Here is a 13,666-nt window from a genome sequence, read left to right as displayed (position 1 = left end):
CGTTCGGCAATCGAGTTGTTGGGCTCGCCATCGGCGCTGCGCAGAACAAGGCGAGCCCTGGCACTCAATGCCGCTGGCAGTGAGCGGCTGCGGGCAAAGGATTGAAGCTGCGAACGATCCTCGGCTGTCAGCAACAATTCAGTCTTCGGTCTGCCTGTTCTCATCACGGTATCTCCGTTGTCAGGGTACCGCGAAGGCAGGCATGATTAATGCCGATCATTTGCAGGACAGGACACTGGGTGACCACGTCGGCAAGGCCGGTGTGAGTGACGAGTTGCCCACCGACTACAGATGGACCAAGGCGCACCGCGGCGGCCCGCCGGAATCCGGCACCCACCCAAGACCCTCGCCTGATGACCGATCAACCGTCTGATGTCGTGCAATGGTGGCGCGAGACTGAAGCCGACTGGTTCAGCCACGAAGCCGATTTCGACCACCGCTTCAGCGCGCGCTTCATGGCGCTGCACGAGGCTGCCGCACGGGGAGAGATCTCCAACTGGGCGGACACCGCAGAAGGCTTGCTGGCCCTGCTGATCCTCCTGGACCAGTTCCCCCGCAACGCCTTCAGGGGCAGCGCGCGCATGTACGCCACCGACCCGCTGACGCGCGACATCGCCCGGCGCGCCGAGGCCGCAGGCCATGCCGCGCAGGTCGAGGCCCGCCTGCGCCCCTTCTTCCTGCCCTTCACCCATTCGGAAGACCTGGCGGACCATGACCAAGCCGTGCGCCTGCAGACACCGCAAGGCGGCGGCGCGCTCAAGTTCGCCAAACACCACCGAGAGATCATCCAGCGCTTCGGCCGCTTCCCACACCGCAACGCCTTGCTGGGCCGCCCCACCACGCCCGACGAGCAGGCCTTCCTGGACGGCGGCGGCTTCAAGGGCTGAGCCCTCACCGCCGCCCGGTCACTCCCCCAGCTGTTCGCGCCGGTACAGGCGCGGCAGGAAGTACGGCAGCATCTGGAACTCGCGCAGCCCGTGCGAGCCCAGGTCATTGAAGAAGTTGCTATTGAGCACCAGGGCCAGCGCCGTGTTCACGAAGGTGCTGGTCAGCACCACGCCGTCGCCCGTGGCATTGGGCTTCCACTGGTGCACCAGCGAGTTGCTCGGCAGCACGCTCTGCAGCAGGCTCAGGTTGGTGCGCGCGTAGAAGTAGCCCGGGTCCGTGATCGGCACGGGCGGCAGCGGCGCGGCATGGGGATCGGCCCCGGCAATGGTGAGCGTCCAGGCCGATTTGCCGACGTACTCCTTGACCTTCTGCACCGCGCCGATGTCGTACATCAGGTCGGGGCTGTTGGGCGGCACCGTCCATTCGAAGGTGACGTGGTCGATGGGCTGCCACAGTCGGTAGCGCTCGGTATTGCCGATGTGGTCCCACCACCAGTTGAGCATCTCGGGCGTGATGCCGCGTATCTCCTGCACGATGGTCAGCGTGACGTTGAGGTTCTTGTCGACCTTGCCCACGGAATAGAAGCCGCGCTTCTTGAGCACGCCGTTGAAGTAGCGCTCATCGAGCCCCTTCATCACCCCGCCCTGCAGGCCCCGCAGCGTGCGGCCCAGGTGGCTCACGTAGTCCTGCGCCAGTGCCCGGTCGGCAGCGGCGGCGGCCTCGATGCGGAACTGGCTGTCGCCATAGCCTTGCCCCACGGCGTTGTACTGGACCAGCACCGTGAACGGCGGTTTGCTGTCGATGGAGACCTCGGCCGCCAGGAAGCTGTAGGGCTTGGCGCCCAGGAAGTTGTCGGAGGCGACGCGGCCCTGCTGTGTGACCGGCTCCAGGTAGCTCACCACCACCTTGTGCAGCGCCCCGCCGAAGTAGGACGAGGCCTCATAGCGCGCCCCCGCGGAATAGCCCAGGTGCTGCGGTGTGGCCGGCGCCTGCAGCCAGCGAAAGCTCCGGTTCTCCAGATTGGCCCCTTTGAACAGGGCTTCATCGGCGTTGTCCCAGAACCAGCTGTAGGCCTCCGGGCGCGCATCCTTGACCATGAAACTGGTCAACGCCGTGGCCGCCTGGGCATGGGCCAGGCCCGGCACCGCCACCCAGGGCGCCGTGGCGCTGGCCAGCCCCACCACGGTGGACGCCAGCAAGGGGCACAGGCCGGCCCGCCGCCGTCGGGATGAGAGAAGGAACGCAAACGCCATGGCCAGACCCTTTCAACTGTTTATGATCTACGCTTGTAGAGTGGCGTAACTCTACATATGTAGAGATCATGCTGATATCTGGCAAACCCTTGCCCCTGCCTGCCCCTCCGATGGAACAACAACGCAAGATCCTCATTGCCGACACCGCGATCGCCCTGTTGGGCAGTGTGGGCGCGCGCGGCCTGACCCACCGGGCCGTGGACGCCGAGGCGGGCCTGCCCACCGGCTCGACCTCCTTCTACTGCCGCTCGCGGCTGGACCTGCTGCGCCTGGCGCTGCAACGCCATGCCGCGCTGGACCTGGCCGACCTGATGCAGGACGCCGAACTGGCCCAACGCCCCGATTGGGCCGTGGGGGATCTGGTGGATCTGCTGATCCGCCGGGTGGATGACTGGCTGTCACTGGCCAAGCGGGGCCGTCTGGTAGCGCGGTTCGAGCTGTTCCTGCTGGCCTCGCGCGAGCCGGAACTGGCCGCCATCCTGGACACGCACCGCCAGCACTTCCTGCAGGCCGCGCTGGCGGCCCTGCAGCGCGCTGGCGTGGCGCGGGCCGAGGCCCTCGCCCCCCTGCTGGTGATGGCCATCGACGGATTGCTGCTCGACCGCGTGCGAACGCATGAGCAAACGGCGCCGGCCAACCAGTTGCGGGCGCTACTGGCGGGGATCATCCAGGCGTGAATCGCAGGCGGCGGCACCAGGGCCGGCGCTGGCGGCGCAGGTGCGGCGCTTGAAGGGCCGCGCTTGGCCCCCGATGTGTCATGCATGCCCCTTTTCGGGGCACGCGTCACAACCGGAGATGTCAGCGTCGGCGCCTCAAGTCCCGCACGTGACGCTCCACCAGCGACACCTGGGACTCGCCCATGCCATGCGCGGCACGCCATAGGCCGCTCACGGCACTGCAGGCCTCATGCGCGGGCCAGCAGGTGCCGCACGCGAGTCACGGCAGGCCACGCGTCACACCTCAGGGCCCCGTGCGCCACCCGCACGGGGCCACGGATGGCCCTCACTGCGCCACGCATGGCGCGCATTGGGCCGCACATGAAGCACGGACACCCACGCCCCAGCCGCGAAAAGGCAAAGAAAAAGCCCCGCGGGCGGGGCTTGGTCGGATGCGGGCAAGTGCTCGGCTTATCAGCCCTGCGCATGGGGGGGCGCAGGGCAAGCACTCAAATGGCATCGGCCTTGGACGGCACCGGCTTGAGCACCGGCGACTCATTGGCAGCGCGCGACGAACGGGCAAAGCGCACCGCAATGCCCTGGCGCAGCGACTCCAGGCCCGAGCCCTTGCCCGTGATCTTCAGCAGGGTGTAGCCATCGAGCGAGGCGCGCATCACATCGCTGCCCAGCGCCGTCATGGTGTCGTCCATGCGGCCCAGCAGCTTGCGCGTGCGGTGCGCGCGCACCCGCAACTGGTCCAGCTGGTGCAGATCGTTCTGGGCGTCGGCCACGTTCAGGCTGGGCGGCACCATCTGGGGGTTCTGGGCCAGCAGCACCAGCGCCTGGCGGCAGAAGGATTCGGAACGGTCGCCCATCTTGACCAGGCTGCGACGCGTGGTCACGGACAGGTCGATCAGACCGGAAAGGATGCTCTCGGCTTTGGCGAGGGCGGCGTCGAGTTCGGCGTAATCGTCGGCGCTGAGGTTCAAGGTAATGAGGTTCTGGCTCACGGCAGTCGGTCCCTGGGATTCGTTGATTGGAACGGCGCCGGTGGTCCCCGACGTCCGTTACAGAACGATAGCGGGCCTTTCGCCATCAGGCGACCCCCTTGAGGGGGGGGAACAAGTAGCAAAAGGAAACAACAGCCCTGACGGGCCGCTTGACGGGCATCGCGCCATGCGAAACCGTTGCCCAGGCCGCTTGCGGCCCTGAGCCGCACTCAGAACGTGATCTTCACCGAGGGCCCACTGCGCTGGGCGGGGCCGTGGAACACCGCCTCGATGTTGTTGCCATCCGGGTCCAGCACGAACGCGGCGTAATAGCCCGGATGGTAGGGGCGCGGGCCGGGCGCACCGTTGTCCTTGCCGCCATGGGCCAGCGCCGCTTCGTAGAAGGCCTTGACCGCGGCCTCGTCACGAGCCTGGAAGGCCAGGTGGTGGCGCCCCGTCAGGTGGCCCTGGGCGGCCAGGCTGTCGGCCGAGGACACGAACAGCTCGTCTGCCCAGAAATAGCCTTCATCGGCCCCGCCGATCGAAATGCCCAGCACGCCCAGCACGGCTTCGTAGAAAGTGCGGCTGGCAGCGAGGTCTCGTACTACCAGCTGGATGTGGTCGATCAGACGGCCTCGGTGCAGTTCCTGGGTTTCCATGCGGGGCTCCTTGGGGTTGTGATGCCAACCATCCTAGCCGGCCCCTCCAACCCTGGAACATCAGAGGGCAAGCGCCCAGCGATCGCCCCGTGCTTCCAGCGGGACAGGCCATTCAAAGGACCAGCATGGCCCCGAAAGACGAAGACAAGCTCAAGAGCGCCATCTCCCGCGTGGACAACCTGCAGGCCCAACTGGGCAACATCGCCAAGCGCGGCCCCAATGCGGCCAAGACCTGGATGACGCAGATCGCCAGCACCACCGACAAGGACCTGGCCACCGAACTCAAGAAGGGTGTGGCCACGCCCATGGCCACGCTGCTCAAAGACGTCAAGTCCGTCACCAAGGACCTGGAATCGCTCTACAAGGAAGGCTCGGACGCCAAGAAGCGCGCCGCCTATGCCGATGTCAAGGCCTTCCGCGCCAAGGCGGTGACGAAGTACCTGGCCTCCAGCAAGCAGTTCGAGTTGGAGAGTTTGAAGATCACGGCCAGCCTGATGAACGTGATCCCCAAGGGCGGCGGCATGTACCCCGGCATGGGTAACACCAACGTGAAGGCGCTGGTGGGCTATCTGGAGAACTTCAACAAGTACCTCAACGCCTTCAAGGTCGAGATCAACAAGATCTGATGCCTGGGCGCTGGGCAGCCGTCCACCGGACGGCTGCTGCGCTCACAGCAGCATGCCGCCCGACACTTCCACGCGCTGGCCCGTCATCCAGCCGTTGCCTTCGGTCAGCAGCGCGGCCATGGCCCCGCCGATGTCGTCGGGCAGGCCAACACGCCCCAGGGCCGTGAGACCTGCGATCTGCGCATTGAGCTGCTCGTTGTCGCGCACCGCACCACCGCCGAAATCCGTCTCGATGGCGCCGGGGGCCAGGGTGTTCACGGCGATGCCACGCGGCCCCAGCTCCTTGGCCATGTAGCGCGTCAGCACCTCGATGCCGCCCTTCATCGCCGCATAGGCCGCATAGCCCGGCAGGCTGAAGCGCGCCAGGCCGCTGGAGGTGTTGACGATGCGCCCGCCGTCGGCGATCAGCGGCAGCAGGGTCTGCGTGATGAAGAAGGTTCCCTTGAGGTGCACGTTGAAGAGTTGGTCAAACTGCGCCTCAGTGGTCTCGGTGAATGTGGCGTGCACGCCCATGCCGGCGTTGTTGACCAGGAAATCGAAGCGCTCGCGGCCCCAGCGGCTGGCCAGCTCGGTCTTCACGCGCTCGGCAAAGGCCGCAAAGCTGCGGCTGTCGCCCACGTCGAGCTGCAGCGCCACGGCCTGTCGGCCCAGGGCCTCGATCTCGCGCACGGCGGCCTGCGCCTCGGTCTCGTTGCCCTTGTAGGTGAGGATCACATCCGTGCCCTGGCGAGCCAGGTGCAGGGCAGCGTTGCGGCCCAGGCCACGGCTGCCGCCGGTGATCAGGGCGATGCGGGTGGGCGCGGTGTTGGAAGTGCTCATGGTGGGTGCTCCAGTGGGGTGCCGTCAGTGGGGATGGTGTGACTTTAGGCAGGCACACCAAGCGGATAAAGAGGCCAATATCGATCAGACTATTCCCCGATCAGGAACAATGTCGCCATGGACTTCGACAAGCTCCGCACCTTTGTCCGCGTGGCCGAGCTGGCCAGCTTCACGCGCGCGGCCGATCAGCTCGGCATGGCCAAGGGCCGCGTCTCCGATGCCGTCAACCGGCTGGAGGCCGACCTGGGCACGCGCCTGCTGCAGCGCACGACACGCAGCGTGCACCTCACACAAGATGGCCTGCAGTTCCTGGAGCGCGCCAAGGAGCTGCTGCAGGAGGCCGACGAGCTGCAGGCCATGTTCCAGCCGGCAGGCAGCGGGCTCAAGGGGCGGCTGCGCATCGATTTGTCGCACGCGCTAGCGCGCGACGTGGTGCTGCCGCGCCTGCCGGAGTTCCTGGCAGCACATCCGCAACTGGAGGTCGGCATCAGCACGACGGACCGGCGTGTCGACCTGGTGCGCGAAGGTTTCGACTGCGTGATGCGCGTGGGCACCTTGACGGATTCGGACCTGGTGGTGCGCCGCCTGGGCGAGCTGCCGCAGATCAACGTGGCCAGCCCGGCCTACCTGGCGCGCCACGGCACGCCCCAGACGCTGGACGAGCTGGCCACGCATCAAGTGGTGTACTACGACGGCAAGCTGGGCCTGCAGGGCGCGGCCTGGGAGTACGTGGACAAGGGTGGCGCACCGCGCCGCCTGCCGATGCGCGCCAGCGTGGTGGTCAACGGCACAGACGCGTACCACGCGGCCTGCCTGGCCGGGCTGGGGATGATCCAGGCACCCCTGCTGGGCATGCGGCGCCATGTGGAGGCCGGCACCCTGGTGCCGGTGATGCCCGCGCTGACCGCGCCGCCGCTGCCGGTGTCCCTGCTCTACGCCCACCGGCGCCAGATGCCGCCACGCGTGCGGGCCGTGCTGGACTGGCTCACGCAGGTGGTGTCGCCCCACCTGGCCCGCTGAGGCCCCACGGCGGTGTCAGCCTGGATCCCGCAGCGGGCAAAGCCTCAGGACGCGGCGCTGCTGTCCTGGAGTTGCGCCCTCAGGCGGTCTTCCTGCTCGCGCAGCTCCGGTGTGAACGCCTCGCCGAAGTCCTCGGCCTCGAACACGGGCCGGATCTCAATGTCGGAATCGCTCATCATGGGATTGGGGCAGCGCTTGACCCAGTCCACGGCCTCGTCCATCGAGGCCACCTGCCACAGCCAGAAGCCGGCGATCAACTCCTTCGTCTCGGCAAAAGGCCCGTCGATCACCGTGCGCAATGCGCCGGAGAAGCGCACCCGCTTGCCGCGGCTGCTGGGATGCAGGCCTTCGCCCGCCTGCATCACGCCGACCTTGACCAGCTCTTCGTTGTACTGGCCCATGGCAGCCAGCAGCTCGGTGGAGGGCATCTCGCCCGCTTCGGACTCCTTCGTGGCCTTCACGATCACCATCACGCGCATGTCTCTCTCCTTCAGTGGGTTGCCGGCTTCTTGCCGGGTTCATCCACACGACGAACGGCTCGGCCTGGAATCGACAAGACTGGTGGATCCCCCCGCGTCAATTCGTGAACCGAGGCTCCAGCGCCTCCTTGTACGGGTAGTACTGGAAGAAGGGCCTGGCCTCGTCCACCACCCGACCCACCGAGGGCCGGTCCAGCAGGCGCTCGAAATACGCGGCCAGCGCGGGCTGCCCCGCGTCGAAGGGCACGATGGTGCGTGCATAGAACAGGGCCGGCGCCGCTGCACAGTCAGCCTGGCTGAAGGCGGGGCCGGCCAGCCATGCGCCCTCCTTCACCTGCTGATCGATCAGGCCATAGGCCATGGTCAGCGTGGCCCGGGCCTCGCCCACGGCGCGCGCATCCGGCTCGGCCTGCCCGCGCAGGCGCTGCGCCACCAGGGACTGCATCGGCGTCATCACATACAGATCGCACAGACGGTCCCACAGCCGCGCGTCCAGGCGGGCTTGCGTATCGACCGGCAGCAGTGGCACGGCTTCGGGGTTCCGCTGCTGCAGGTGCTCGATGATGATGCTGGTCTCAGACACGATGCGTCCGCCATCGTCCAGCAGCGGCATCTTGCCGGTCGGCCAGCGCGTCAAGTGCTCGGCCCGCGCCTGCGGATCGCCCAGGTTCAGCAGCCGGGGCTCGAACGCCAGCCTCATCTCGTACAGTGCGATGAGCACCTTGTGGCAGTAGGACGACAGCGGGTGGTAGTGGAGAACGAGGGCCATGGTGGGCGCAAAGCGAAATGCCGGCTGAAGGTAGACGCCGCAGTCTGCTGATTGAATATTCAAGTATTTCGGGTTTCCACCGATAACCACCGTACCCCGTCGTCAAGGCCATCGACGCTGGGCTTGGCGACGACGCCGCAAACGGGATGGCCCGTCCTCTGCCGTACCCATGGACACCCATGAAACTCCGCCTCAAACTGCCGCTCGCTTTCGCGGGCATGCTGCTGCTGGTGCTGGCCGCCGCACTGTTCGGCATCCGCGAGCTCAACCAGTCGCTCACGCTGTACGGCACCGATGTGCAGGCCCGCGTGGCGCATGAGCGCGCCGTGGGCCACATCGAGAACCAGTTCAAGACGCAGGTTCAGGAGTGGAAGAACACCCTGCTGCGTGGCCAGCAGCCCGAGCAGTTGGACAAGTACTGGAAGGCCTTCCAGGACACCGAACGCGAAGTGGCCCAGGAAGCCCGCGCGCTGGATCAGCAATTGCTAGAAGGCGCCAGCAAGACGCTGATGGCGCAGTTCATCGACGCCCACGCCAAGATGGGCCAGGCCTACCGCAGCGCCTTCGACAAGTTCGTGGCCAGCGGCCACCAGGCCCCGGTGGGTGACGAAGCCGTCAAGGGCATGGACCGCGAGCCCAGCAAGTTCCTGTCCGAGGCCAGCGCGAAGATCGCCGCCGACAGCGCCGCCATCGCCGAGCAAGCCACGCGCAACGCGCACCACGCCACCGTGCTGAGCCTGGTGGTGATGCTGGTGGTCAGTGCCGTGGGCGTGACCTTCGGCGCGCTGGTCAGCCGGGCCATCGTCAAGCCCATCGACCATGCGGTGGGCCTGTCACGTGCCGTGGCCGAAGGCGACTTGACCCGCGCCATCCATGTACAGGGCCGCGACGAAGTGGCCGAGTTGCTGGGCGCCCTGCGCGACATGCAGGCCCGGCTGTCGAGCATCGTGCAGGGTGTGCGCCAGAACGCCGAGAGCGTGGCCACGGCCAGCAGCGAGATCTCCCTGGGCAACAACGACCTGGCCAACCGCACGGAACAGCAGGCCAGCGCCCTGCAGCAGACCGCCGCTTCGATGGAAGAGATCGGCGCCACCGTCAAGCACAACGCCGAGAACGCCCGCGAGGCCAATACGCTGGCCAAGGGCGCCAGCACCGTCGCTCTCAAGGGCGGCGAGGTGGTCGGTGAAGTGGTCGAGACGATGCGCGGCATCAACGACAGCTCGCGCCGCATCGTCGACATCATCAGCGTGATCGATGGCATCGCCTTCCAGACCAACATCCTGGCGCTGAACGCCGCTGTGGAAGCGGCCCGCGCGGGCGACCAGGGCCGCGGCTTCGCCGTGGTGGCCGGTGAGGTGCGCACCCTGGCCCAGCGCAGCGCCACCGCCGCCAAGGAGATCAAGGCCCTGATCGGCACCAGCGTGGAACGCGTGGAGGCCGGCAGCCAGTTGGTGGACCGCGCCGGTGCCACCATGACCGAGGTGGTGAGTGCGATCGAACGGGTCACCCAGATCATGGGCGAGATCAGCAGCGCCAACAGCGAGCAGAGCACCGGCATGGCCCAGATCGGCGAAGCCGTGGCCCAGATGGACCGCACCACGCAGCAGAACGCCGCGCTGGTGGAGGAAGGCGCCGCCGCGGCCGAGCAGCTCAAGAACCAGGCCCGCCAACTGGTGGAGTCCGTGGCCGTGTTCAAGGTGGCGGCGGCCTGAAGCCCGGCGCACGCGGCATGTCCTGTGCGCGGCACGGGTCTCATACTGCCGTGCACAATGGGCTGAACCTCACTGGGAAGGCCTTTGATGATCAAACCGCTCGCGCTTGCCTGCATCCTGTGTACCGCGCTGCAACCGGCCTTCGCGCAGAAGGTCGGTGAGGTCGATACTGCTTTCAAGCTGCTGGGGCCGGATCACAAGATCGTGATCGATGCCTACGATGACCCGAAGGTCAAGGGCGTGGCCTGCTACGTGGCCCGGGCCAAGACCGGCGGCATCAAGGGTGCCATCGGCCTGGCGGAAGACAAGGCCGATGCCTCCATCGCCTGCCGCCAGGTGGGGCCGATCAGCTTCAGCGAACCCATCAAGCAACAGGAAGAGCTCTTCACCGAGCGCCAGTCCATCCTGTTCAAGCGCTTGCGCGTGGTGCGCATGGTGGACCCGGCCCGCAACGTGCTGATCTACCTGAGCTACTCCGACAAGCTGATCGAGGGCTCGCCCAAGAACAGCGTGACGGTGGTGCCGATCGACCGGGGCACGGCCATTCCGCTCAAGTAGGGCTCAGGCGCGCGCACGCGGATGGCGTTGCGGCTGGCCGAAGTTCGCCTCGCCGAACAGGTGGCTGGCCACATCGCCCGGGAAGGCCCAGAACGGCGTGCGCTCGCTGGATGTGGCGCAGTTGGGATAGGCCGCATCGACAGACGGCCCTGCCAGTGTCTTCTCCAGCACCATGGAGATGTACTGGTCGTTGCTGCCCTCCAGCGTGTTGCCGTTGAGGATCACCTCCACCCCGGTGGATTGGGCATAGCGCCGCACGGCGTTGATGCGCGAGTTGATCGGCTCATAGGCGTCCACGCCCACACCGTTCTCGCTGGTCACGCGGATGCCATCGGGCACGCGGGCGGCCATGGAGTGGTTGCCCTCCGTGTGGCCCGGTGTGTGGACCAAGGCCAGGCCCGGGCCCAGGCCCAGGCTGCCATCGAAGGACAGCACCTTCTCAGCCGGAATACCAGCAATGCCGTTGGGACAGTACCAGTCGGCCTGCACGGGTAGCAAGGCCTGGGTGTTGGACCATTCCTGCCGGTGCACCAGCAGGCGCGCGTTCGGGAAGTAGCCCGCGCGCTGCCCATCGCCCAGCCAGCGGCGCACGTCCTGCGTGTGCAGGTGGTCGTAGCTGATGTAGTCCACCTGGGCCGGCTCGATGCCGCATTCGGCCAGCGCGCTTTCCACGGTGTTGTACTTGGGCGCCACCAGCCCGTTGAGCGCAGGCGGGATGCCTTTGGCCAGGCGCTTGAAGAACGGCGTCTCGCGGTTGGCATCGTGGTCGGTGGGCGAGAGCATGAGCGTGCGCAAGGCGCCCTCGTGGTCCAGGTACTGCACCACGAACAGCCGGTTCAGCAGGTGCACCAGCGGGAACTTGAAGACGTGCTGCGCGAACACGCCCGTGAAGGCGTAGTAGGTAGGGTACGGCGCGCGGATCAGGTCGAAGCTGCGATAGAACAGCACCTGCGGCTCACTCAGCATGCGCTCGCGCAGGGCCTGTGCGCAGCGGCGGACATCACGCAGGCGGTCCTGCGGGCTGGCGGCATCACGCGCGTGGTCGAAATCGGTCAAGGCGCGCATGCCCAGCGGCAAGGCCACGGAAGGCTGGGTGCTCATACAAAGGTCTTTCAATAGCCGGCCATGCGGGCCGTGACGATGCGGTTGAGGGCGTCGGGCGACCACTTACCCAACTGGTAGAACAGGCGCGTCTGCCAGCCCACAGTGGAGTGCACGGGCAAGCGGCTGGGAGCCCCCTGCGCCAGACGCCAGACCGTGCAGGCCACGTCGTCAGCGCTCAGGCGCACGCCCAGGGCCTGCACCGTTTTCATCTTGCTCACCTCGTTGGCCACCATCGCCGTGTTCACGAAAAGCGGCAGCACGTCGACGACACGGATGCCATGGCGCTGCCACTCAATGTCCAGCGACTCCGTCAGGCTGCGCACCGCCGCCTTGGTGGCCGAGTAGGTCGCCAGCATGGGCTGGCCATACAGGGCCGATGCCGAGCACATGTTGATCACGCGGGCGCCGTGTGTCTGCTTCAGCCAGGGCAAGGCCGCATGGCAGCCGTTGAGCACGCCCTTGATGTTGATGTCGATGACACGGTGGTGGCGAGCGGCCGGCACATCCTCGAACGCATCGGTGATGGCGATGCCCGCGTTGTTGAACAGCACGTCCAGGCGCTGGCCCGCTGCCTGCCAGAAGGCTTCCAGCGGCGCGTTCCAGTCCTGCGCGTTGGAGACGTCCAGGCGCGCCACATGACAGTGCGAAGGGCCAAGCGCCTGCGCCAGATCCTGGAGCGCGGCCTCGTCCACATCGGAGAGCCCCACGAACCAGCCTGCCGAGGCAAAGCGCTGCGCGACGGCCTTGCCGATGCCGGCGGCCGCACCCGTGATGAAGATGCTGCGGGGTGGGATGTTCAAGGCCATGGGTGCTCTGTGGTGAGATGGGGCGTAGCTTAGGGCGCCCGGGTTCACCCCGTCTTGACTGGCACATCCACCGATTTGACAATTTCGTCCATGCCATCTGCCGCCCCTGCCCCGCTCGACCGCGCCTTCGCGCGCCTGCGCGAACGTGATCGGGTGCCGGGCATGGTGCCCATGACGCTGGTGCACGTGCTGGCCCAACATCTTCGTCAACAGGGGCTGGTGCCTGAGCAGGTGCTGGGCCCTGCCCTGGCCTCACGCCTGGCGCAGTCCTCCGAGGAGCACTTCGAGCGCTGGCCCGCCGAAGACTATTGCCGACTGCTGCAGGCCGCGGCGGAGCAGTTGTCGGATCCGCTGCTGGGGCTGCACCTGGGCCAGGGCATCCGCCCGGCGCACCTGGGCGCGCTCGGCTACGTGCTGCTCGCGTGCGAGAACCTGGGCGCCGCACTGGCCCGCATCCAGCGTTACCACCGTCTGGTCAACGACATCAACCCGATCGAGCCGCGCATAGTCGGCGATCAACTGGAGCTGCGATGGGGTGCGGCACACGGCCGCACCGGTGCACTGTACGACGAATCCGGCATCGCCGGCATCGTGCAGATCGGGCGCGAGTTGTGTGGCGAGCGCCTGCCCGTCACGGCGCTGGATTTCATCAACCCGCCCCCGCGCGACAGCCGCCCCTACGACCGCTACTTCGGCTGCAAAGTGCGCTTCGGCCAATCGGTGACGCGCCTGGTGCTGCCGCTGGCCAGCCTGGCCGCGCCCTTGCGCCAGACAGACCCGACCTTGCTGCGGCTGATGGAGCGCCAGGTCGATGCCGCGATGGCGCAGTTGCCTGAGGATGGCGATCTGGCGGAGATGACCCGGCGCGTGATCGCGCACATGGCGCCTCAAGGCATGCCCGAGTTGCCGCACGTGGCGCACGAGCTGCGCCTGTCGCCTCGCGTGTTCTACCGCAGGCTGGCTGCTCAAGGCCTGAACTTCCGTGAGCTGCGTGAAAGCGCCCTGCGGCAACTGGCCGAGATGCACCTGCGCGATGAACGCCTTACCTTGGCCGAAGTGGGCGCGCTGCTGGGTTATTCCGAGCAGAGCGCGTTCTCAAGGGCCTTTCGCCGCTGGGCGGGTGTTTCGCCTCAACACTGGCGGCGCGATCAGGGCGGCAGCAGCCGGCCCATGTCAGCCACCACGCATCATTGAGGAGCTGTGTGAGGTTGCCCCCGAAAAGTGGAGTTCTTAGCTCATGACCACAATGCTGGAAAGGAGCGAAGAAATGGTCGACAAGCAGGTACGTGGCAAGTACACCCTGGAGTACAAACTGGAGGCTGTCAGGC

Annotated in this window: 15 protein-coding genes; 7 read left to right on the top strand and 8 right to left on the bottom strand. The window is 66.9% G+C overall.

Annotation, left to right across the window (positions count from 1 at the left end; translation table 11 throughout):
• Positions 1 to 353 precede the first annotated feature (353 nt).
• Positions 354 to 887 carry a DUF924 family protein gene (locus tag WAQ08_RS08125; RefSeq protein WP_422190772.1) on the top strand — a complete coding sequence of 178 codons (534 nt, stop codon included), beginning with the start codon at positions 354 to 356 and terminating at the stop codon, positions 885 to 887.
• Positions 888 to 905: 18 nt separating this feature from the next.
• Here WAQ08_RS08125 and WAQ08_RS08120 read toward each other — a convergent pair whose 3' ends face one another.
• Positions 906 to 2,087: a DAPG hydrolase family protein gene (locus WAQ08_RS08120; RefSeq protein WP_422190770.1), complete on the bottom strand. Its 1,182-nt coding sequence runs from the start codon at positions 2,085 to 2,087 to the stop codon at positions 906 to 908.
• 164 nt (positions 2,088 to 2,251) lie between these two features.
• On the opposite strand from WAQ08_RS08120, the gene WAQ08_RS08115 reads away from it, so the two are divergent.
• On the top strand, positions 2,252 to 2,818 hold the full coding sequence (locus WAQ08_RS08115; protein WP_422190768.1) for a TetR/AcrR family transcriptional regulator: 567 nt from the start codon (positions 2,252 to 2,254) through the stop codon (positions 2,816 to 2,818).
• Positions 2,819 to 3,306: 488 nt separating this feature from the next.
• Here WAQ08_RS08115 and WAQ08_RS08110 read toward each other — a convergent pair whose 3' ends face one another.
• Positions 3,307 to 3,807 (bottom strand): hypothetical protein, encoded by a 501-nt coding sequence (locus WAQ08_RS08110; RefSeq protein ID WP_422190766.1) that lies wholly within the window; start codon positions 3,805 to 3,807, stop codon positions 3,307 to 3,309.
• 209 nt (positions 3,808 to 4,016) lie between these two features.
• Entirely contained in the window at positions 4,017 to 4,445 is a 429-nt protein-coding gene (locus WAQ08_RS08105; protein WP_422190764.1) for a VOC family protein, read from the bottom strand.
• A 125-nt stretch (positions 4,446 to 4,570) separates the two neighbouring features.
• Here WAQ08_RS08105 and WAQ08_RS08100 point away from each other — a divergent pair, with 125 nt between their 5' ends.
• Positions 4,571 to 5,071, top strand: a complete 501-nt coding sequence (locus WAQ08_RS08100; protein ID WP_422190761.1) for a hypothetical protein — start codon at positions 4,571 to 4,573, stop codon at positions 5,069 to 5,071.
• A gap of 42 nt (positions 5,072 to 5,113) precedes the next feature.
• Here WAQ08_RS08100 and WAQ08_RS08095 read toward each other — a convergent pair whose 3' ends face one another.
• Positions 5,114 to 5,890, bottom strand: a complete 777-nt coding sequence (locus WAQ08_RS08095) for an SDR family NAD(P)-dependent oxidoreductase (protein ID WP_422190759.1) — start codon at positions 5,888 to 5,890, stop codon at positions 5,114 to 5,116.
• A 117-nt stretch (positions 5,891 to 6,007) separates the two neighbouring features.
• Here WAQ08_RS08095 and WAQ08_RS08090 point away from each other — a divergent pair, with 117 nt between their 5' ends.
• Positions 6,008 to 6,910 (top strand): LysR family transcriptional regulator, encoded by a 903-nt coding sequence (locus WAQ08_RS08090; protein ID WP_422190757.1) that lies wholly within the window; start codon positions 6,008 to 6,010, stop codon positions 6,908 to 6,910.
• Between the two features lie 44 nt (positions 6,911 to 6,954).
• Here the strand turns inward: WAQ08_RS08090 and WAQ08_RS08085 are convergent, their stop codons facing one another.
• Complete coding sequence (locus WAQ08_RS08085; RefSeq protein WP_422190755.1) at positions 6,955 to 7,389, bottom strand: YciI family protein; 435 nt, start codon at positions 7,387 to 7,389, stop codon at positions 6,955 to 6,957.
• A gap of 97 nt (positions 7,390 to 7,486) precedes the next feature.
• Positions 7,487 to 8,158, bottom strand: a complete 672-nt coding sequence (locus WAQ08_RS08080) for a glutathione S-transferase family protein (RefSeq protein ID WP_422190753.1) — start codon at positions 8,156 to 8,158, stop codon at positions 7,487 to 7,489.
• A gap of 179 nt (positions 8,159 to 8,337) precedes the next feature.
• On the opposite strand from WAQ08_RS08080, the gene WAQ08_RS08075 reads away from it, so the two are divergent.
• Both WAQ08_RS08075 and WAQ08_RS08070 read left to right on the top strand, forming a co-directional pair.
• Entirely contained in the window at positions 8,338 to 9,870 is a 1,533-nt protein-coding gene (locus tag WAQ08_RS08075; protein WP_422190751.1) for a methyl-accepting chemotaxis protein, read from the top strand.
• An 87-nt stretch (positions 9,871 to 9,957) separates the two neighbouring features.
• The gene (locus WAQ08_RS08070; protein WP_422190749.1) at positions 9,958 to 10,428 is read left to right on the top strand and encodes a CreA family protein; all 471 of its coding nucleotides are present in this window, start codon (positions 9,958 to 9,960) and stop codon (positions 10,426 to 10,428) included.
• 3 nt (positions 10,429 to 10,431) lie between these two features.
• On the opposite strand, the gene WAQ08_RS08065 is transcribed toward WAQ08_RS08070, so the two are convergent.
• Both WAQ08_RS08065 and WAQ08_RS08060 read right to left on the bottom strand, forming a co-directional pair.
• A complete protein-coding gene (locus WAQ08_RS08065) occupies positions 10,432 to 11,529 on the bottom strand; it encodes a hypothetical protein (protein ID WP_422190747.1) in 1,098 nt (365 codons plus the stop codon).
• 11 nt (positions 11,530 to 11,540) lie between these two features.
• Positions 11,541 to 12,338 carry an SDR family oxidoreductase gene (locus WAQ08_RS08060; protein ID WP_422190745.1) on the bottom strand — a complete coding sequence of 266 codons (798 nt, stop codon included), beginning with the start codon at positions 12,336 to 12,338 and terminating at the stop codon, positions 11,541 to 11,543.
• 90 nt (positions 12,339 to 12,428) lie between these two features.
• Here WAQ08_RS08060 and WAQ08_RS08055 point away from each other — a divergent pair, with 90 nt between their 5' ends.
• The gene (locus WAQ08_RS08055) at positions 12,429 to 13,532 is read left to right on the top strand and encodes an AraC family transcriptional regulator (protein ID WP_422190743.1); all 1,104 of its coding nucleotides are present in this window, start codon (positions 12,429 to 12,431) and stop codon (positions 13,530 to 13,532) included.
• The last annotated feature ends 134 nt before the right edge of the window (positions 13,533 to 13,666 follow it).

It is taken from the genome of Aquabacterium sp., from assembly GCF_049274795.1.
Classification (GTDB): domain Bacteria; phylum Pseudomonadota; class Gammaproteobacteria; order Burkholderiales; family Burkholderiaceae_C; genus Aquabacterium.
This window is presented reverse-complemented; position numbering and strand designations above follow the sequence as displayed.

Excerpts from the sequence above, each read along its gene's own strand:
- WAQ08_RS08100 (WP_422190761.1), top strand. The coding sequence starts at position 4,571 with ATGGCCCCGAAAGACGAAGACAAGCTCAAGAGCGCCATCTCCCGCGTG.
- WAQ08_RS08060 (WP_422190745.1), bottom strand. The coding sequence starts at position 12,338 with ATGGCCTTGAACATCCCACCCCGCAGCATCTTCATCACGGGTGCGGCC.
- WAQ08_RS08125 (WP_422190772.1), top strand. The coding sequence starts at position 354 with ATGACCGATCAACCGTCTGATGTCGTGCAATGGTGGCGCGAGACTGAA.
- WAQ08_RS08105 (WP_422190764.1), bottom strand. The coding sequence starts at position 4,445 with ATGGAAACCCAGGAACTGCACCGAGGCCGTCTGATCGACCACATCCAG.
- WAQ08_RS08090 (WP_422190757.1), top strand. The coding sequence starts at position 6,008 with ATGGACTTCGACAAGCTCCGCACCTTTGTCCGCGTGGCCGAGCTGGCC.
- WAQ08_RS08065 (WP_422190747.1), bottom strand. The coding sequence starts at position 11,529 with ATGAGCACCCAGCCTTCCGTGGCCTTGCCGCTGGGCATGCGCGCCTTG.
- WAQ08_RS08080 (WP_422190753.1), bottom strand. The coding sequence starts at position 8,158 with ATGGCCCTCGTTCTCCACTACCACCCGCTGTCGTCCTACTGCCACAAG.
- WAQ08_RS08115 (WP_422190768.1), top strand. The coding sequence starts at position 2,252 with ATGGAACAACAACGCAAGATCCTCATTGCCGACACCGCGATCGCCCTG.
- WAQ08_RS08095 (WP_422190759.1), bottom strand. The coding sequence starts at position 5,890 with ATGAGCACTTCCAACACCGCGCCCACCCGCATCGCCCTGATCACCGGC.
- WAQ08_RS08085 (WP_422190755.1), bottom strand. The coding sequence starts at position 7,389 with ATGCGCGTGATGGTGATCGTGAAGGCCACGAAGGAGTCCGAAGCGGGC.
- WAQ08_RS08075 (WP_422190751.1), top strand. The coding sequence starts at position 8,338 with ATGAAACTCCGCCTCAAACTGCCGCTCGCTTTCGCGGGCATGCTGCTG.
- WAQ08_RS08070 (WP_422190749.1), top strand. The coding sequence starts at position 9,958 with ATGATCAAACCGCTCGCGCTTGCCTGCATCCTGTGTACCGCGCTGCAA.
- WAQ08_RS08055 (WP_422190743.1), top strand. The coding sequence starts at position 12,429 with ATGCCATCTGCCGCCCCTGCCCCGCTCGACCGCGCCTTCGCGCGCCTG.